This window comes from Mycobacterium sp. IDUB_17 (assembly GCF_055419465.1).
Map to the genome: position 1 here is coordinate 655528 of NZ_JBVAXS010000001.1, position 17296 is coordinate 672823.

General features: G+C 68.2%; 15 protein-coding genes and 1 pseudogene. 2 read left to right on the forward strand and 14 right to left on the reverse strand.

From position 1 onward, the window contains the following. Positions 1–13: 13 nt before the first annotated feature. The 6 genes from ACZYZ7_RS03285 to ypfJ are packed head-to-tail and all read right to left on the reverse strand — an operon-like array spanning position 14 to position 6109. Positions 14–841 carry a mycofactocin-coupled SDR family oxidoreductase gene (locus tag ACZYZ7_RS03285; RefSeq protein WP_135454033.1) on the reverse strand — a complete coding sequence of 276 codons (828 nt, stop codon included), beginning with the start codon at positions 839–841 and terminating at the stop codon, positions 14–16. Continuing rightward, the gene (locus ACZYZ7_RS03290; protein WP_463740188.1) at positions 838–2397 is read right to left on the reverse strand and encodes a flavin-containing monooxygenase; all 1560 of its coding nucleotides are present in this window, start codon (positions 2395–2397) and stop codon (positions 838–840) included. Before ACZYZ7_RS03290 ends, ACZYZ7_RS03285 begins: the two co-directional genes overlap by 4 nt. Beyond that, positions 2397–2984 carry a TetR/AcrR family transcriptional regulator gene (locus tag ACZYZ7_RS03295; protein ID WP_135454037.1) on the reverse strand — a complete coding sequence of 196 codons (588 nt, stop codon included), beginning with the start codon at positions 2982–2984 and terminating at the stop codon, positions 2397–2399. Before ACZYZ7_RS03295 ends, ACZYZ7_RS03290 begins: the two co-directional genes overlap by 1 nt. Before the next feature lie 55 nt (positions 2985–3039). After that, positions 3040–3567 carry a DinB family protein gene (locus tag ACZYZ7_RS03300; RefSeq protein ID WP_463740189.1) on the reverse strand — a complete coding sequence of 176 codons (528 nt, stop codon included), beginning with the start codon at positions 3565–3567 and terminating at the stop codon, positions 3040–3042. A gap of 21 nt (positions 3568–3588) precedes the next feature. Further along, on the reverse strand, positions 3589–5223 hold the full coding sequence (locus tag ACZYZ7_RS03305) for a DUF885 domain-containing protein (protein ID WP_463740190.1): 1635 nt from the start codon (positions 5221–5223) through the stop codon (positions 3589–3591). Then, positions 5216–6109 carry a KPN_02809 family neutral zinc metallopeptidase gene (gene ypfJ, locus ACZYZ7_RS03310; protein ID WP_450069050.1) on the reverse strand — a complete coding sequence of 298 codons (894 nt, stop codon included), beginning with the start codon at positions 6107–6109 and terminating at the stop codon, positions 5216–5218. The genes ACZYZ7_RS03305 and ypfJ overlap by 8 nt, the downstream gene beginning before the upstream one ends. A gap of 74 nt (positions 6110–6183) precedes the next feature. Between ypfJ and ACZYZ7_RS03315 the strand changes: the two genes are divergently transcribed. Next, positions 6184–7659 (forward strand): carboxylesterase/lipase family protein, encoded by a 1476-nt coding sequence (locus ACZYZ7_RS03315; RefSeq protein WP_135454044.1) that lies wholly within the window; start codon positions 6184–6186, stop codon positions 7657–7659. A gap of 4 nt (positions 7660–7663) precedes the next feature. Here ACZYZ7_RS03315 and ACZYZ7_RS03320 read toward each other — a convergent pair whose 3' ends face one another. Continuing rightward, positions 7664–8167 carry an SRPBCC family protein gene (locus tag ACZYZ7_RS03320; protein WP_135454046.1) on the reverse strand — a complete coding sequence of 168 codons (504 nt, stop codon included), beginning with the start codon at positions 8165–8167 and terminating at the stop codon, positions 7664–7666. Between the two features lie 36 nt (positions 8168–8203). Then, entirely contained in the window at positions 8204–9100 is an 897-nt protein-coding gene (locus tag ACZYZ7_RS03325) for an oxidoreductase (RefSeq protein WP_463740191.1), read from the reverse strand. 82 nt (positions 9101–9182) lie between these two features. On the opposite strand from ACZYZ7_RS03325, the gene aspS reads away from it, so the two are divergent. Continuing rightward, positions 9183–10988 (forward strand): aspartate--tRNA ligase, encoded by a 1806-nt coding sequence (gene aspS / locus ACZYZ7_RS03330; protein ID WP_135454050.1) that lies wholly within the window; start codon positions 9183–9185, stop codon positions 10986–10988. On the opposite strand, the pseudogene ACZYZ7_RS03335 reads toward aspS, so the two are convergent. The 6 genes and pseudogenes from ACZYZ7_RS03335 to ACZYZ7_RS03360 form a co-directional block, all read right to left on the reverse strand. Next, positions 10985–13983: pseudogene (locus ACZYZ7_RS03335) on the reverse strand (FAD-dependent oxidoreductase). The gene aspS and the pseudogene ACZYZ7_RS03335 sit on opposite strands and share 4 nt — an antisense overlap. Further along, positions 13980–14384 carry an SCP-2 sterol transfer family protein gene (locus ACZYZ7_RS03340; RefSeq protein ID WP_463740192.1) on the reverse strand — a complete coding sequence of 135 codons (405 nt, stop codon included), beginning with the start codon at positions 14382–14384 and terminating at the stop codon, positions 13980–13982. Before ACZYZ7_RS03340 ends, ACZYZ7_RS03335 begins: the two are co-directional and overlap by 4 nt. Further along, complete coding sequence (locus ACZYZ7_RS03345) at positions 14377–15399, reverse strand: hypothetical protein (protein ID WP_463740193.1); 1023 nt, start codon at positions 15397–15399, stop codon at positions 14377–14379. Before ACZYZ7_RS03345 ends, ACZYZ7_RS03340 begins: the two co-directional genes overlap by 8 nt. Beyond that, a complete protein-coding gene (locus tag ACZYZ7_RS03350; protein ID WP_135454056.1) occupies positions 15396–15662 on the reverse strand; it encodes a hypothetical protein in 267 nt (88 codons plus the stop codon). Before ACZYZ7_RS03350 ends, ACZYZ7_RS03345 begins: the two co-directional genes overlap by 4 nt. Further along, positions 15659–16114, reverse strand: a complete 456-nt coding sequence (locus ACZYZ7_RS03355; protein ID WP_135454058.1) for a hypothetical protein — start codon at positions 16112–16114, stop codon at positions 15659–15661. The genes ACZYZ7_RS03350 and ACZYZ7_RS03355 overlap by 4 nt, the downstream gene beginning before the upstream one ends. Continuing rightward, complete coding sequence (locus ACZYZ7_RS03360; protein ID WP_135454060.1) at positions 16111–17292, reverse strand: polyprenyl synthetase family protein; 1182 nt, start codon at positions 17290–17292, stop codon at positions 16111–16113. Before ACZYZ7_RS03360 ends, ACZYZ7_RS03355 begins: the two co-directional genes overlap by 4 nt. Positions 17293–17296: the final 4 nt, after the last annotated feature.

Below are 17296 nucleotides of genomic sequence, written 5' to 3' on the forward strand. Positions count from 1 at the left end.
CCGGCGCCGCCGCTCAGATCTTGAGATACCCCTTGTCTGCCGGGATCTGGGCGGCGGTGACCAATGCCGAGGCATCACTGGCCAGCCACACGACGATGTCGGAGATGTTGTCCGGCGCGATCAGCGAATCCGTCGGCAGCGCGCCGGGGGAGAAGCTGTGGATGTAGTTCGGATGGTCCTGCAGCACTTTGTACATCGACAGGTCGTTGCCCATCGGGGTGTCGGTGCCGTAGGGGTGGACCGAGTTCACCCGGATACCGAACTCGCCCAGCTCGACAGCGAGAGAATTGGTGAGCCCGACGACACCGAACTTGCTGGCGCAGTAGTGCGCACAGCCGGGAACGGCCTTGATCCCCGCGGCCGAGCTGATCGCGATGATCGAACCGCCGTTGCCCGCTTCGATCATCGGAGGCACCACCGCCTGCACGGTGTGGAAGAGTCCGGTGAGATTCACATCGATGATGTCCTGCCACTGCTGCGCCGGAATCTCCCACAACCGGCCCCAGTTGAGCACACCGGCATTGGCGACGACGATGTCGAGCCGGCCGAACTGTTCGACCGCATCGGCCACCAGGCGGCGTTGGCCCTCGGCGTCGCGCACATCGACCTCGCGGGCCAGGATCTTGCGTCCCTCACCCTCGACCAATGCCACGGTCTCGGCGAGCTCCTCCGGGGTGGCGGCGGCATACCCGTTGTGCTCGGCGACCGGTGCGCAGGCGTCCAGCGCGACGATGTCGGCGCCGGCGCGGGCCAGCCGCACACAGTGCGAGCGGCCCTGCCCACGGGCGGCACCGGTGACGTAGGCAACGCGCCCGGCCAGTGGGGTATCGGTGTTGCTCATGCGGATTGCTCCTCGGGTAGGGCGGTGACGCGGACATTGGTGAACTCGTAGTCGGACAGCGGGGAGTGCCGGGCGAACTGCCGGGATCCGGTGATGGTCTGCGGCCGGTAGTAGGGGGTTTCGTTCTGGGAGTTGACGAAATAGGTGTTCAGGCCCGATGCCGCGGTGTAGTACAGGTACGCGACGCGGCCGTCGCGGCGCATCCGCTCGTTCCACAGGTTGAACGCGTCCTGGCTGACGGCGGCGACCTGAGCGCCGCGGTGGCGGGTCTCATCGATGATCCGCACGGCGTGTGCGGCGACCGTCTCGACATAGTCCAGCCAGGCGAATCCGACGAATCCGAGCGGGCCGACGATCTCCCAGCGGTTGGGCAGGCGCGGGTGGGCCGTGCCCGCGTAGCTCTGCAGGCCGTGCGCCCGGTAGTACTGGGCGAGGTCGAAACCGCATGCGCCCAGGATCGTGTCCGGGCGGTAGGTCTCCGGGTCGATCCAGAGTTCGTAGCCGGTGGCCAGCACCAGCAGGTCGGCCGGGTGGTCGACGCCGTCGGCGGTGCGAATCCCGGTTGTGGTGATCCGCTCGATCGGTGTGGTGATCAGGTTGGTGTTCGGATTGTTCAGCGCGGGCAGGAATGCGCTTGAGATCACCGGCCGCTTGGCCAAGATGCCGTAGCGCGGCACCAACTCTCGCCGGGTCGCCGGGTCGTCGACGACAGCGCGCAGCAGCAGCTTGTACAGCAGCCGGGACCAGCCATCGTAGAGCGGCATGAAGCGGCGCAACCATTTGTCCGGCAGCCGGGAGAACACGTGGATGATGGGTGCCACCATGAAGATGTCCATGGCGAGCCGGCCCGCCGCATTGACGGCTGGGACCACTCCGGGCAGCCGGAACAACCGGCGCATCCGCGGCGAGATGTCGAAGTCGACCTTCGGCAGCACCCAGGCCGGAGTGCGCTGGTAGACATCGAGATTGGCGGCCTCCGCGGACAGGGCGCCGGTGATCTGGACGCCGGATGATCCGGTCCCGATCACGGCGATGCGCTTGCCGCTGGTGTCATAGCTGTCGTCCCAGGCGTTGGGGCGCAGGATGGTTCCGGTGAAGTCTTCGACACCCTCGATGTCGACAGTGTTCTTGGCGTTGACGTATCCGCCGACGGAACTGACCAGGAACCGTGCGGTCACCGGCGCTCCGTCGCGGATCTCCAATCGCCACAAGCCGTGTGTGTCGTCCCACTGCTGGCGGATCACCTCGGAGTTGGGGCGCAGGTGTTCGTAGAGTCCGAGATCGGCGGCGGTGTCCTGCAGATAACGGCCGATTTCCGGGCCGGGCGCGAAGAACCTGCTCCAGTTCGGGTTGGGGGCGAACGACAGCTGGTACCACAGGGTGGGGATGTCGACGGCCAGGCCGGGGTAGTGGTTGTCGCGCCAGGTGCCGCCGAAGTCGTTGCCGCGTTCGATGATGACGAAGTCGCGGATACCCTTCTGGCGCAACATGTGTGCTGTGGCGATGCCACCGGGGCCGGCGCCGATGATCGCCACCTCGTAATCGGGCGTGCTCATTACTGCCTTCCGGTCAGGCCGACGACGATGTGGTCGGACACGAATCGTTTCACCGCACGTGGACTGTCGAGGTTCACGCCGATGGGTGGGAGAAGTTCGAAGCTCATCAGCATTCGCACGATCCACTCGCTGGCCCGGGCCGGTGCGATGTCGGCACCGACCTCGCCGCGCTCCTGGGCCGCGCGCACCCGCGGCTTCCACAGCTCGATCGAGCGCCGCATCAAGTCGTCGCCGGTATTGCGCAGCAGCAACACCACGATGCTCTCGTTGAATCCGCTGGCGATGACCGAGTCGGATTGCTGCCGGTGCGCGCAGATGACCCCCGCCGCGGCGGCGACCTGACCGGTCAGGCAGGTCTCGTGCTCCAGCGCGGCGGCGACGGTCTCGATGAATGCCGTCGTCAGGTGATCGAGCGCGACCTTGATGGCGTTGTCGCGGCTGCCGAGCGCGTTGTGCACGGTGCCGCGGGATACGCCGGCCGCCTCAGCTACTGCGGTAAGGCTGAATTGCCTTGGGCCCAAATGCCTCAGGGTCTCCGCGGTGGCAACGAGCAGTGCGGGTGACACGGTTCGCTCGGGCTCGGACATTTGAACACATTAACGAAATGTGTTCAATCTGGTCAATGGCTGAGCGCGGTGGAACTCACATCTCCGCGACGTCGTGCGCGTGGTGGACGATGTCGTGCAGGTGGTAGATCGCGATCGTCGCGACGGTGAACTCGCTGCCATTGCTGCGGAGCCCGCGGCGCGACCAGGCGTCGGCCGGCACGCGATCGTAGGTGTCGGCGACCACCCCGGCCGCCTCGAACAGCTCGGTCGCGACGGTCCCCGGGTTCTGCGACCCGTAGTCGTCGGCGATCGCGGTGGCATCCTGATCCCAGTTGGGGAACTGCGGATCGTGCTCGGTCAGCATCAACTGCACCCGGTGCTCGAAGATCCGGTGCACGTCACGGATATGGCAGCCGTATTCCAGAATCGACCAGCGGTCCGCACGAGCCCGGACGCCTACCCCGGGGCGGTGCAGGCGGGACACCCACAGTGCGGCATCGTCGCGGATCAGGCCGGCCACCTCGCTCCGGTGCACCACCGTCGGGTCGAACCCGCACTCAGGGCAGGAGCGGGACAGTACCCAGGTCCAGTCCTTGTTGTCGGGTTCCAGTGCGGGGTCCATGACACCAGTGTCCGCTACCGGTCAGCCGGACGACAACGCCGATCTGAGCACATCGAGTGGCAGTCCACCCAGATCGAGTGCGCGGCTGTGGAATTCCCGCAACGACGATCCCCGGCGCAGGGTCTCGTCGCGCAGTTCGTGCCAGATCCGCTGCCCGATGGCGTACGACGGTGCCTGCCCCGGCCAGCCCAGATAGCGATCCAGCTCGAAGCGCAGGTTCTCCTCGGCCATGGCCGAATGTGAGGTCAGGAAGTTCCATGCCCGCTCGGCGTCCCACACCTCACCGTCGGGCGCGGTCAGGCCGCAGTGCACACCGATGTCGAGCACCACCCGGGCCGCGCGGAATCGTTGCGCGTCAAGCATTCCCATCCGGTCGCCGGCATCGTCGAGCCAGCCGAGCTCGGCCATCAACCGCTCGGCGTACAGGGCCCAGCCCTCACCGTGGCCCGACACCCAGCAACCCAGCCGCCGCCACCGGTTGAGCTGATCGGCCAGGGCCACCGCGCGGCCGATCTGCAGATGGTGGCCGGGGACACCTTCGTGGAAGACCGTGGTCGTTTCCTGCCAGGTGTGGAATCGCTCGACCCCGGGCGGTACCGACCACCACATGCGTCCGGGGCGCGACCAGTCCTCGGACGGCCCGGTGTAGTAGATGCCGCCGGTCTGGGTCGGCGCGATCCGGCACTCAAGCGTGCGAAGCGGCCCCTCGATGTCGAAGTGGGTGCCGGCCAGTGATTCCACCGCGCGATCGGAGAGCTGCTGCATCCAGGCCTGTAGGGCGTCCGTACCGCTGATGACGTATCGCGGCTCCTCGTCGAGCCGGCGCAGCGTCTCGGCGACCGTGGCACCCGGATAGAGCTGTTGGGCGATCGATTCCTGCTCGGCCACAACGGCATCGAGCAACCCCAAACCCCACTCGTAGGCTTCGTCGAGATCGACGGAGGTACCCAGGAACAACCGCGACATGAGCCCGTAGGCGTCGCGCCCGCAGGCGTCGGATTGACGGGCCCGCGGGGCGATCTCCTCACGCAGCACATCGCCCAATTGCCGGTAGGCGTCGGCCGCGGCGTTGCTGCGCTGCTGCAACTCCGCCTGAAGTCGCGGGGTTGCCGGCGCCGCGCCGGTGCACATCTCGGCGAACAACTGGGCGATCTGGCGGGACTGGGTGACCCCGCGGGTGACCTGGCGCAGGGCGGGGGCGTGGCCGGTGCCGGACGCTTCGCGCAATGCGTCCGCATAACCTGCGGCTCGCTCGGGTACTTTCGCCAACCTCGCGGCGATCAGCGCCCAATCATCCTCGGTATCGGTGGGCATCAGGTCGAATACGTCACGCATGGTCTGCAGCGGCGACGCGATGACGTTGAGCTCGCCCAGGTCCAGGCCGGCATCGTGCACGTCGACGATCGCGCCGAGGCGCTCGCGCAGTGCGGCCACGGTGACCACGTCGACGTCGTCGACGGGTTCGATCCCGTCGAGCTCCCGCAAGGTGGCACGGGCCGCCTCGGCGCGTGCCGTCACTCCCTGCGGGGAGTAGTCGGTGACGTCGTCGTCGTGTCCGGTGATACCCAGTTCTGTTGCTGCGCACGGGTCGAGGCGCGCATAGGTGTCCAGGTAGCGCTCGGCTACCGCGTCGACGGGGGTGGTGGCCCTAGCCAAGGTTGTTCGCGGCGAAGGTGTCGCACTTGTTCGGATCACCGGTCTGGTATCCGATGGTGAACCACTTCTGGCGTTGCTCGGAGGAACCGTGGGTCCAGGCCTCGGGGTTGATCCGGCCGGTGGCCTGCTTCTGGATCCGGTCGTCGCCCACCGAGGAGGCCGCCGACAACGCATCGGTGATGTCCTTGTCGCTCAGCGGTTCCAGGAACGGCACGTCGGTGCCCTCCTGCCGGGTGATCGACGCGTAGTGCGCCCACACGCCGGCGTAGCAGTCGGCCTGCAGTTCGGTGCGCACGCCCGCGCCCGTGGCGCCCTCAGGGTCACGCTGGGCCCGGCCGAGAACCCCCAGGAGGTCCTGCACGTGGTGACCGAACTCGTGGGCTACCACGTACTCCTGCGCGAGCGGGCCTCCGCTGGAACCGAACTGGTCGACGAGCACCTGGAAGAAGTCGGTGTCGAAGTAGGCCGTCTTGTCCACCGGGCAGTAGAACGGCCCGACGTCACTGGTGGCCGGACCGCAGCCGGTCTGGACCTGACCCTTGAACAGTCGCACGTGCGGGCGGGTGTAGCCCTTGAGCAGTTGCTGCCACACGCCGTCCACGGAGTTACCGGTGGCGACCACGCGGCATTCGACTTTCGAGTTGGCGTCGGCGCCGGTCTTGCACTGGCTCAGATCGAATCCCTCGCCCCCGGCGCCGCTGGTGTCGATTTGCTGCTGTTGTTGAGGCATCACGGTGCCGGGGTCCACGCCGAGGAACAACGCGAGCACCACGATCAACAGACCGCCCATCCCTCCGCCGATCGCGATGCCACGGCCGGGGCCACGGCCACCGCCGGTACTGGAGGTGGTGCTCGTGTCGATCTGCATACCCTCGTTGAAGGTCATCGCGTCACTCCATCGCATTCGCCGGTAGGTGCGTGCTCAACAGCCCGTTCAGCTTGCCACATTAGGATTCACACGTGTCCGTCGTTGCGGAACATGCGACCATCGCCCACACCTCGCTGGGGCGGCTACGCGGCACCCGCGAAAGCGGGGTCAGCGTATGGCGGGGTGTCGAGTACGCCCAGCAGCCCATCGGCGCGCTGCGCTTCCTGGCGCCGCGGCCCGTGGTGCCCTGGACCGGGGTGCGCGACGCCGTCGAGCACGGCCCGTTGCCGCCACAAGGGCGTTCGTTCGTCGGGGGAGGCCGCGACGACCCCAAGGTCCGCGACGAGGCTTGCCTGACGGTCACGGTGTGGTCGCCCGATACGGGTGGATCGCTGCCGGTGATGGTGTGGATCCCCGGCGGGGCGTTCGTCTACGGCGCCGGCCAGTTGCAGCTGTACAACGGCTCGCGGCTGGCAGCCAACGGCAACGTGGTCGTCGTCAATGTCACGTATCGGCTCGGCGTGTTCGGCGGATTCGAGCTCGGTGACCTGGGCGAGGGATTCGACGACAATCTGTGCCTGCGCGACCAGATCGCCGCGCTGCAGTGGGTGCGCGACAACATCGCGGCATTCGGCGGCGATCCCGAACAGGTGACGGTGTTCGGTGAATCGGCCGGGGCCACATCGGTGTTGGCGCTGTTGGCCAGCCCGGCGGCCGACGGTCTGTTCGCCCGGGCCATCGCCCAGAGTCCGGCGCTGCCGCTGATCGCCGATCGCGAAGACCGGGCCCGCCAGTCGCGGCGTTTCATGCAACTGCTCGGGGTGGGCGCCGAGGCGCTCAAGGTGCTGCCGCAGCGTCAGTTGCGCCGCGCGGCCGGTCAGCTACAGCTCGAGAGTGCGCAGCAGACACCGACGTTGGCCTACGGGCTGACCCACGGTGTCGACCTGCTGCCGCTGCACCCGACCGAAGCCGCACGTGCGGGCGCGGTGTCCGCGGTGCCGTTGATCATCGGCACCAACAGCCACGAGGCATCGATGTTCGCCTGGGGTAAGCCGCCGATGCTGCCGACGACGTTGGCCGGTGTCGAGGACTATCTGCGCCGCCGAACCCCGCACGATCGCGATCGGGTATTGGCCGCCTATCCGGATCTCCCGCGCCGCCGGGCGTTGATCGCGTTCGGCTCCGACGTCATGTTCGGGGCGCCGACCTGGGCGTTCGCCGATGCCTACAGTGGGCACGCACCGACTCACGTGTACCGGTTCGACCACACCACCTGGACGTTGAAGGTATTGGGCCTTGGCGCCACCCACGGCAGCGAGATCGTGCACATCCAGCACAGCTACGGGTCGTATCTGGGGCGCAAGCTGCATCCGCTGGGCCGACGCGTCCAGCCGTCGGTGGGTCGGCGGATGCAACGCACCTGGCTGGATTTCGCCCGGGCCGAGGTCGCCGATTGGCCGCAGTACGACGTCGAGCAGCGCCTGACCCGGGTGATCCGTTCAACGCGCGACGAGACCGTCGCCGATCCCGACGTGGCGCGACGCGTGGCGTGGGAAGGGCTCGGCTGACGCCCTACTTGCCGTACCGCTCGTTGCTGTAACGGCGCAGGTTGTGCAGGAACCGCTGGAAGAGCCAGGCCATCACCGGCTGACCCATGGTCATGCCGAGCCGCCCGGCGAGCCCGCTGGGCTTCATCGCCATCACCCAGGTCAGGTGGCAGCCGTCGGCCGTCTCCACGACGCGGTAGTCCTCGGCAAACGCCGAAATCGCGTTCGAGGTGCTGGTGTTGAAGCGGAAAGCCATGTGGGAGAAGGGTTCCCACGCCAGGAACTCCTCATCGCCGGTGATGTGCCCGCGCATCGTGACCGTGCGGGTGGTGCCCACACCACGGGGTTCGGGGCTGGTCCATTCCACATTGGTGATGACGGTGGCCCACTGTGGCCAGGAGGTCGCGTCGCTGAGTACCTCGAACAGCTGCTCGGGCGTGATGGCGAGGTCGACGGTGCTGACGAAGCGGAACGGCGCACGGTCGATGAAGTCCAACTCGACGCGTTCACACTCATAGGTCCGGGCCATGACCAGACACCCTAGGGGAGAGTGTCTAGTGGCGGGTCAGCCCGGCCCGTCGCCGGCTGCGGCCAGCAGTGGGACGACGACATCGCTGATCGGGGTGGGCAGGCCGTACGCCGCCGCCTTGCGGGCGATGACACCGTTGCGGATATCCCACTCCAGGGGCCGGCCGGCCTGGTGGTCGGTCAGCATCGAGGTGGTCAGGTCCTCTGGCGCCGCGGCCAGCATGCCGACGATCTCGTCGACCACCTCGTCACCCAGGCCGGCGCCATCGGCGCGGGCCACGGCCAGGCACTCGGTCAGATAGCGCCGCGCCAGCGCGGCCACGTCGTCACGGCGGAACATCCCCGCGCGCCGGTCGGCCAGCACCATGAACCCGACCACGGCGTTGACCAGCAGCTTGCGCCAGGCCGCGCTGCGGAAATCTGGATCGCGTTCGACGACGATCCCGGTACCGCGCACCGTGTCGGCCACGGTCGCCGCCGCCGGGGTGTCCGGCAGCACCAACCGGGCCTCGCTGCGCAACCGCACCCAGCCGCCGGGCTGCATCTCCGATGAGATCCACACCGCTGCCGGCACGACGTGGGCCTCGTCCGTGTACCGGCTGACCTCGGATACCCGCTCGACCTGCTCGACACCGTTCTGCAGCGCGCACACCACGGTTTTCTCGTCGCACAACCGGTCCAGCCAGGCCGCTGCCTGTGCGTTCTGGGTGTCCTTGACAGCGAGAAACACCACGTCGAGCGGGCCGTCGACCGAGGACGGATCGGTGTGCACCGGGCCCGGCACCCGGATGGGATCCCCGTCGTCGGGCCGGACCTCGACGCCGTCGCGTGGGGTCCGTCCACACAGCAGGACGGTCCGGCCGGCGGCGTGTAGCAGCGCGGCGACGGTGGATCCGATGGCGCCCGGGCCGATGACGGCGATGGGGGAGTTCACTGCTGCCAAGTTACCGCCGCAGGCGACTCTCTAGACTGGTCACTCGTCACCACCCGTCTGATCTCAACATTCAGGAGTTTTCGTGCTGCGCAGTCATGCCGCCGGTTCATTGCGGGCCGCGGATGCCGGTCAAACGGTCACCTTGGCGGGATGGGTCGCGCGTCGCCGTGATCACGGCGGCGTCATCTTCATCGACCTGCGCGACGCGTCGGGTGTGTCGCAGGTGGTGTTCCGTGAAGGTGATGTGCTCGCCGCCGCGCACCGGTTGCGCGCCGAGTTCTGCGTCGCCGTCACCGGCGTGGTCGAGGTCCGTCCGGAGGGCAACGAGAACCCCGACATCGCGACCGGCAAGATCGAGGTGAACGCCACCTCGCTGACCGTGCTGTCCGAGAGTGCCCCGCTGCCGTTCCAGCTCGACGAGACCGCCGGCGAGGAAGCCCGGCTCAAGTACCGCTACCTGGATCTGCGCCGTGAGGGCCCGGGCAACGCAATCCGGTTGCGCTCCAAGGTGAACGCGGCCGCCCGTGGCGTGCTGTCCGAGCACGACTTCGTCGAGATCGAGACCCCGACGCTGACCCGCTCGACGCCCGAGGGCGCCCGCGACTTCCTGGTGCCCGCGCGTCTGCAGCCCGGCTCGTTCTACGCGCTGCCGCAGAGCCCGCAGCTGTTCAAGCAGCTGCTCATGGTGGCGGGCATGGAGCGCTACTACCAGATTGCGCGCTGCTACCGCGACGAGGACTTCCGCGCCGACCGGCAGCCCGAGTTCACCCAGTTGGACATGGAGCTCAGCTTCGTCGACGCCGACGATGTCATGGCGATCGCCGAGCAGGTCCTGCGGGCGGTCTGGTCGACGATCGGTTATGAACTGCCGCTGCCGTTGCCGCGCATCAGCTACGCCGATGCGATGCGCCGGTTCGGTTCCGACAAGCCCGACCTGCGGTTCAGCGTCGAACTCATCGAGTGCACCGAGTACTTCAAGGACACCCCGTTCCGGGTGTTCCAGGCCCCGTACGTGGGCGCGGTCGTGATGGAGGGCGGAGCGTCGCAGCCGCGCCGCACGCTCGACGGCTGGCAGGAGTTCGCCAAGCAGCGTGGCCACAAGGGCCTGGCCTACGTGCTGGTCGGCGAGGACGGCACTCTCTCTGGCCCGGTGGCCAAGAACCTCACCGACGCCGAGCGCGACGGCCTGGCCGCCCACGTCGGTGCCAAGCCCGGTGACTGCGTGTTTTTCGCGGCAGGCCCGGCCCGCACGGCGCGGGCGCTGCTGGGCGCCACCCGCATCGAGATCGCCAAGCGCCTGGACCTGATCGACCCGGCCGCCTGGGCATTCACCTGGGTGGTGGATTTCCCGATGTTCGAGCCCGCCGATGTGGCGACGGCCTCGGGCGATGTGGCCGTGGGTTCGGGTGCCTGGACGGCCGTGCACCACGCCTTCACCGCGCCGAAGGTCGAATCGGAGGGCACCTTCGACACCGATCCCGGTAACGCGTTGTCCGATGCCTACGACATCGTCTGCAACGGCAACGAGATCGGCGGCGGCTCGATCCGTATCCACCGGCGCGACATCCAGGAGCGGGTGTTCGCGATGATGGGCATCGACCACGACGAGGCCCAGGACAAGTTCGGATTCCTGTTGGACGCCTTCGCCTTCGGGGCGCCGCCGCACGGCGGAATCGCCTTCGGCTGGGACCGCATCACTGCGCTGCTGGCCGGGGTGGACTCGATTCGCGAGGTCATCGCGTTCCCCAAGTCCGGCGGCGGTGTGGACCCGTTGACGGATGCTCCCGCGCCGATCACCCCGCAGCAGCGCAAGGAATCGGGCATCGACGCCAAGCCGGAGTCGAAGTCCAAGCCCGAGCCGAAGCCCGAGGCCGAGTCGAAGGCTTAGCCCCTCTCGACGTTGCCCAGCGCGCGATTCGTGAGTCCGGCGTAGTTCGACCGTGGTGCCGTTTGGATCGCCGGGTTCGCCGGGTTCGCCGCGACGGTGCGCCCGACCGGCGCGCTGGTCACGCGCGGGCCGGTGACGTCACGTTGGCGCACCCGACCGAGTTCGGCGACCGGCGCCATGCCGATCTGCGGTCCGCGCGCCACCACGGCCGCCTGCCTGAGGCTGTCGCGTTGGAGCTGCTCGCCGGGCATCAGACTGCCGCCCTGGTTGGCAGGCGCCATGGCGTACTTGGGCGGCTCGACGGGTGCTGTCGTGCCCTGCTTGGGGTAGAGACTGCCGTCCGCCGGTGGGGACGTTCTGCCGACATCGGGCGCGTCCGGCGGCAGCGGCCGGCGGCCCGGGGATCCCCCGTCGTTCCCGTACGACGACGGGGGCGTAGGTGGCGCGCCGGTCATCTGTTCGAGCTGCTGTCGCCAGCCCTGCAGATAGCCGAACAGTTGCTGTGCGTAGTCGGCCGGCATCTGGGCCGGGGGCTGGACGGCCGGTGCCGCGGGCGCCTGCGGCGGTACCGGGTATGTCGGCGGGTACGGCGGCAGGCTCGGTGCACCGGGCATGGGATACGTGGGTGGCCCGGTCCACGGGCCAGCCGGGTACGCCATGCCGGCGGCCATGGCTGCCATGGCGGTCAGCGGCTCCAGAAACTGCCGCCAGGCCTGCAGATAGGCGTAGATCTGCTGGTTGTGGTCGGGTGGGTACGTCATGGTCGGCCTCCTGACGGAGCTGGGACAGCGGATGGGGCGATGGTGTCCAACGGGTGGGGAAGTGAGTGCTGGCAATACTCGGAGTCGAGGATGCGCAGTGCCCGGGTGTCGGCGGGTTCGCGGTTCTCGACGTCGAATATGTAGCAGTAGTCTCCGGCGGGCGTAGGCATCCGGATCGGGCTGGAGAGCCCCTGATCGAGGAACCCGTACGGGAAAAGCCAAGGGAGCGTGGTGTTTTCGCGGCGGTCAAGGCCGCCCGATCGTACCCAGACGTAGTGATCGAGGACGGCGTTGACGGCATGCCGGGCTGATTCGCAGGCGGCTTCCATCGAGGTCATCCGGGTGAATGTCCTGGCCCAGGTGCCGGCGAAGACCACCGAGTTGTGGTGCACCTGATAGCCGCCGTGGCGGGCCTGCCAGACATGGCGCTGCTCGAGGTCCTGCAGCCACCATTCCTCGGTCGGAGCGAAGCTCCACGACGTGCCGTGCGGGTTCCACGGGTCACCACCGGGCCGGTTGTCCCAGTCCCCGATGATCGGTACCAGGTAAGGGGTTTCGTTGCGGACCACCCGGCCCCTGCCCTGGCCCGGCCCGTCGGCCATCACCAGACCCCGGTCCAGCGCAAACCAGACGGGCCAGGGCAGCAATTCCTCCGCGGAGTTGTCGGCATCGTTGGTCAGGGCGGTGACGATCTGGCGCCACACTTCGGCGGCGATCTCGTCGGCGGTGCACTCCCGGGCCGCCCTGCCGCGTCCCAACTCGTCGACCAGGTGACAGGACGGCGCGTTGAAATCCCCGATGTCGACCGAGAGCACCGAGACGTACCCGTCGCGGGCAAGACGGGGCCGGTTCTCCCAGAGTCCGTGTTGATTGATCGATGACAGCGCCCACTCGGTCCCGGCGTAGTACATGTGCCCGCGGATCAGCTGGAACTCCGTGTCGAAATAGAACTGGATGCCACTGAGGGTCTGGAACCGGTCCCAGGGCACGCGTCCCATCTCGTCCATGAGGCAAGGGTCGCGTGCGATCGGCGGCCGGGTGTGCTGCGATTGCAGCGGCCCGTCCGGCGGCGGAGCGGAGGTCGTGAAGCCGTCAAGGCCCGCGACGGTGCCACCGGTGCCGGCGACCCGCAGGGCAGCCGTGATCTGTTCGGCTGCAGGGGCATCCACGGCGACCACGGTGTAGTCCGGGTTCAGCCGGGTGCCGTCGGTCAGCACGACCTGCACCCGGGGCCTCAGGTGCGCCGGCAGGCTCGGGTCGATGTCGGGCGCAGTGAGCTGCGCGGCCGCCCCTGCGACGAAACGGACCCCGAGCTCGACGAGGTGCCGATGCCAGTTGTCGAACCACGCCTCGGTGGTGGGGCCGTTGAGCACGCCGTCGGCCTTGTCGTCGCGGCGGTCCATGTTCAGGTACAGCTGCAGATAGGTGGTGATATTCGTGCGGGCGTCACCCCACTGCGGGTCGAATGCGGCCAGCACGCGAGGCATTTCGCGCAGCAACGCCTCGAAGTTCGGTGAGTAGGACAGCCGCCTGCCGGTCGTGTCGTTGTCACGCCCGACGAAGAAGTCGTAGGAGGACAGGTTCTGCAATTCCCGACCACGGCGCAACGGGCTGGTCACCAGGTAGCGCAGGAGCCGGCCCTGGAACGCTGCGACATCGGTTGCGGTGAAACCCAGTTGGGTGAGCTGGCGGAGAATGCCGAGGAATTCGGCAAGGCTGCGCGGCAGCTCGCGGGGGAACACCAGAGAGGGTTTGCCGTCGACGGTCGTGCCCTGGGTGACGACGCGCCGGACGTTGTCCATGACGGTGCGTGATGTCGGCTGCCATTGGCCGGCACCGGTGCGCTGATAGACCGGGATGCGTTGGAAGAGATCCCAGATGTGCAGATAGTAGGCCGGGAAGAAGCGGAAGCCGTGCTCACCCGCGACGGCGCACTCGGGCGGACACGGATTGCCCCGGCGACCCGGGAACGGACGCAGTTCCGCCGGGCTGCCGCCGACGGGGCCGATGGTCGAGAACTGGGATGCGGCAAGGCCGCCGAGCTTGACCGGGGGATGGCTGCCGGGAGTCGCGGTGTCGAATCCGTTGCGTTCATCCTCCCGCGGCTCGTACACCGTGACGTCGAAACCGCGGTCGGCCAGTTCATGTGCCGCGGTGAGGCCGGCGATTCCGGCGCCCAGAACGACGACGGTGGGGCGCGGGGTGCACGACGCGGGCGTCGACACGCACGTCATGGCGCACCCGCGCGGAGTGCTCTCAGCAGGGCCGGGTGTGCCGGCACCCGGACCGCGGCGTGGACGTAGGCGAGAAGCGTGTCGTGTGCGCGCAGTACATCGTCGAGTGTGCCTCGGACGCACAGCTTGTCGGTGTCCACGGCATCCCCGAGGCCGACCGTCGCATCCAGCACGTCGAGTATGGCGGAACGGGAGGTGCGTATCCGCACACCGGGGGCGTCCGCGCCGCCATCGGTGACCTGGAGTTCGTGTCCACCCGACAGTGCGAAGGTCTCGCCGTCCACGTCGAGTTCGACCACCAGCGGCCCCAGCTGTTGCAGGAGCAGCCGGTAACCGGCGGGCCCCTCCTCGGCGAGGTGCTCGATCGAGCGCCGCAGCAGCGACGAAACCTGTTCAGCCATAGAGGAACTCGAATACGCCCGCGCCGGCGAAGTCGATCTGCCTGCCCCCGATTCTTCCGGTCACGGTGGCGGTGCCGTTGGCTTCGCAGAGCACCGTCGACCGGGCGAGACTGAGCTCGCTGGGTTGTGCGAGCCGCGCGTAGGAAGCGACCCGGAATTCGGCGTGTACCTCGTCGTCGACCCGCCCGGCAGCGATGCGGAACTTCTCCGGTACCCCCGGCGCCGCACCGTCGAGGACGAGCCGCATCGGGGGTGGCAAGGTGCAGTCGGGCCCTCGCATCAGCACGCCGACGCGCTCGGTGGTGACCGCGGCGTGCCGGAAGATCGCGGCGGGCTCGTCGTGGTGCCACACGTAGAGCGCCTGGGACAGGTAGTGCAACCGACGCCGGTCGGTCATCTGGAGGAACACCATCGACCACGGATCGCCGGATTCCCGGGGCAGGATGGTGCCCCAGACCCAGCCGAAGTCGTCACCCCACCGGAAGCGACCCCAGTTGTGGTCGTGATAGGCGAGTTCACCTTCGATGCGATGCTCGCGGCCGCCGATGTGCAGCCGTCCGGCGGCCCGCAGTCGCGGCACGAACAGCCAGTTCATCCGGCCCTCGCCGACAGGCTGATTGTTGACCACGAACGGCCGGCTGACCGGTGCGAAGGTGAGATCGCCCCGAATATCCTGCTCGGGGAGATCGATCAGCACCCGGTAGCCGTCAGGGGCCACCGTCATCCGGTTGCCGCCGATCGTCAGGTCGCCGAGGTCGGCTGAAACGTCGAGCGCGGAGCTGTCGAACCGTTCGACAGCTCCGGTCCACCGGTCGTCGTGGGCGATCACGATCACCCGTGGCACCAGGTGATGACGTCCGGTCGCGGTTGTCTCGTCGGCGAGGCTGAAGTTGATCAGGATGTGTCGGACCGGCCCGTGAATGACGAAGTGGTGCCACTCTTTGAAGGCTTCAGGGTGCGTCGCGGCGAGCACAGGGGCGCGCAGGAAATCGCTGCCCGCGAGCACTGCGGTCATCGCAGCCACCTCCTCGGGCTGTCCGGTGGCGGGGCCGCGGCGGTTTGTCCGGTGGCGGATTCGGCCAGCCGCTCGATCGCAGTCCCCAGGCTGGCCAGCCCCAGCAGCGCATGCACGAAATCGTCCGCGGGCCGGGGCGGTACGGGTGTCGTGCCGTCACCGGCCAGGGCGTGGATGGCGCGCGACACTGCCGCCAGACCGACCAGATACTCGATGAAGCTGCTCTGCTCGGCCAGGGCCGCCCGGGGGTCGGAGAGGCTCATGCGAAGCCCTCCGGACGGAGGCGGGACAGTATCGCGTCGTCGAGCCCGTGTCCGATGACGGCGTCGGCGAGCAACTCCGCCCATGCGGTCGGAGCGGAGTCGGATACGGCCGGCCCGTCGAGCACGTTGAGGCTCACCGTCTCCCAGAGGCGGCGAAGGTTCTCCACGGACTCCGAGGCGATGAGTGCGTCGCGCAGTCGCGCGCCCGCGGGGCTCCGCGCGTAACGCCGGCCCTCGGCGACGAGGAGATCGTGCAACCCGCGGGCTGCCGCCGGATTGCCGAGAACCGCGCGACGGGCTCCCACGAGCAGCTCGTGGACGGTGCGCTCGGCTGGTGAGGCACCGTCGGGGGCGGGCAGCAGCTGTGGAGCCTGGCGCTCGGTGAGGTCGAGGGTGAGAGCCCGGATCCGATCGAGCTCGGCGAGCATTCCGATCAGCACTTCGGGACTCATCGGGTCCGCCCGTGCACATAGTCGACCAGGGCGGCGAGAGCCTGCCGGTGGTGGCTCGGTGGCAGCCAGTCGAGATCAGTCAGTACCGCGGCGGCATGCCCGGCGTGCTCGGCGGCGATGTCCCTGGCGTGTGTCAGCGATCCGGTCCGATGCAGCAGACCGAAGAGCCAGTGAATTTCATCGAGGGTTTTCGGTTCGGTGATGTGTTGTGCATGAAGGAATTTCGTGATCGCACTGTGGCCGGTGCGGGAGAGTTCGCCCCGGGTGGTGAGGCGATCGAGCAGGCCGGTCAGCCCTGATTCGCCTTCAGCGCCGGGGCGCCGCTTGGCCAGGATGCGCACGGCGTGCTCTCGTTCGGCCGGTTCCGCGCCGCGCAGGGCGTGTAACAGCATCAGGGTCCGTTTGCCCTCCCAGAGATCGCCACCGATCTCCTTGCCGTAGGCCTCGGGGGCGGCGCGCAGGTTCAGCAGGTCGTCGGTGATCTGGAACGCGGCGCCGAGGTGGCGGCCGAAACGCTCCAGCGATGTCAGGTGCTCAGGGACTGTTCCGGCGGCGATGGCACCGGCCTGCAGTGGGGTGATGAACGAGTACCAGCTGGTCTTGAGCTCCACCATCCGGAGATAGTCGCTGTCGTCGAGCCGCCAGGTGTTGGTCCGTACCCAGTCCAGTTCGATCGCCTGGCCGTCGACGGTCTGCCGGGTCATGTGCGCGACGGCCTTCAGGATGCGCAGCGCGGGGCCCAATCCAATGCGCTCGACGTTGTCCAGCAACGGCTGCAGCGACAGTGACAGCATGGCGTCGCCGACATTGACCGCGACCGGGACGCCGTGATCGATGTGCAGAGCGGGTTTGCCTCGCCGCCACCATGATTCATCTTCGATGTCGTCATGGATGAGGAATGCGTTGTGGTAGAGCTCTAGTGTCGCGGCGGTGGGCAGGATGGCATCGAGATGGCCGCCGAGCCCCAGGCAGACGGCGATGCTCAGCGCCGGCCGGAGCGCCTTCCCGCCGCGGCGCGGGTAGTCCAGGATCAACTCCCGCAGACCGCTGGATCCTGTTCCGCTGCCGTAGATCCTGGTGATCTCGCCGTCACAGGCCTCCTTGCACAGGGCAAGGTAGGCGTCGAGTGGATTCGGTTCGGTGTGCGCTGGGGGCGCCTCAGGCAGGGTCGAGGTCATGGCT

Bases quoted from the DNA above. Each gene is read 5' to 3' on its own strand.
- ACZYZ7_RS03285 (WP_135454033.1), bottom strand. From the start codon at position 841: ATGAGCAACACCGATACCCCACTGGCCGGGCGCGTTGCCTACGTCACC.
- ACZYZ7_RS03290 (WP_463740188.1), bottom strand. From the start codon at position 2,397: ATGAGCACGCCCGATTACGAGGTGGCGATCATCGGCGCCGGCCCCGGT.
- ACZYZ7_RS03295 (WP_135454037.1), bottom strand. From the start codon at position 2,984: ATGTCCGAGCCCGAGCGAACCGTGTCACCCGCACTGCTCGTTGCCACC.
- ACZYZ7_RS03300 (WP_463740189.1), bottom strand. From the start codon at position 3,567: ATGGACCCCGCACTGGAACCCGACAACAAGGACTGGACCTGGGTACTG.
- ypfJ (WP_450069050.1), bottom strand. From the start codon at position 6,109: ATGACCTTCAACGAGGGTATGCAGATCGACACGAGCACCACCTCCAGT.
- ACZYZ7_RS03320 (WP_135454046.1), bottom strand. From the start codon at position 8,167: ATGGCCCGGACCTATGAGTGTGAACGCGTCGAGTTGGACTTCATCGAC.
- ACZYZ7_RS03340 (WP_463740192.1), bottom strand. From the start codon at position 14,384: ATGGCTGAACAGGTTTCGTCGCTGCTGCGGCGCTCGATCGAGCACCTC.
- ACZYZ7_RS03345 (WP_463740193.1), bottom strand. From the start codon at position 15,399: ATGACCGCAGTGCTCGCGGGCAGCGATTTCCTGCGCGCCCCTGTGCTC.
- ACZYZ7_RS03350 (WP_135454056.1), bottom strand. From the start codon at position 15,662: ATGAGCCTCTCCGACCCCCGGGCGGCCCTGGCCGAGCAGAGCAGCTTC.
- ACZYZ7_RS03355 (WP_135454058.1), bottom strand. From the start codon at position 16,114: ATGAGTCCCGAAGTGCTGATCGGAATGCTCGCCGAGCTCGATCGGATC.
- ACZYZ7_RS03360 (WP_135454060.1), bottom strand. From the start codon at position 17,292: ATGACCTCGACCCTGCCTGAGGCGCCCCCAGCGCACACCGAACCGAAT.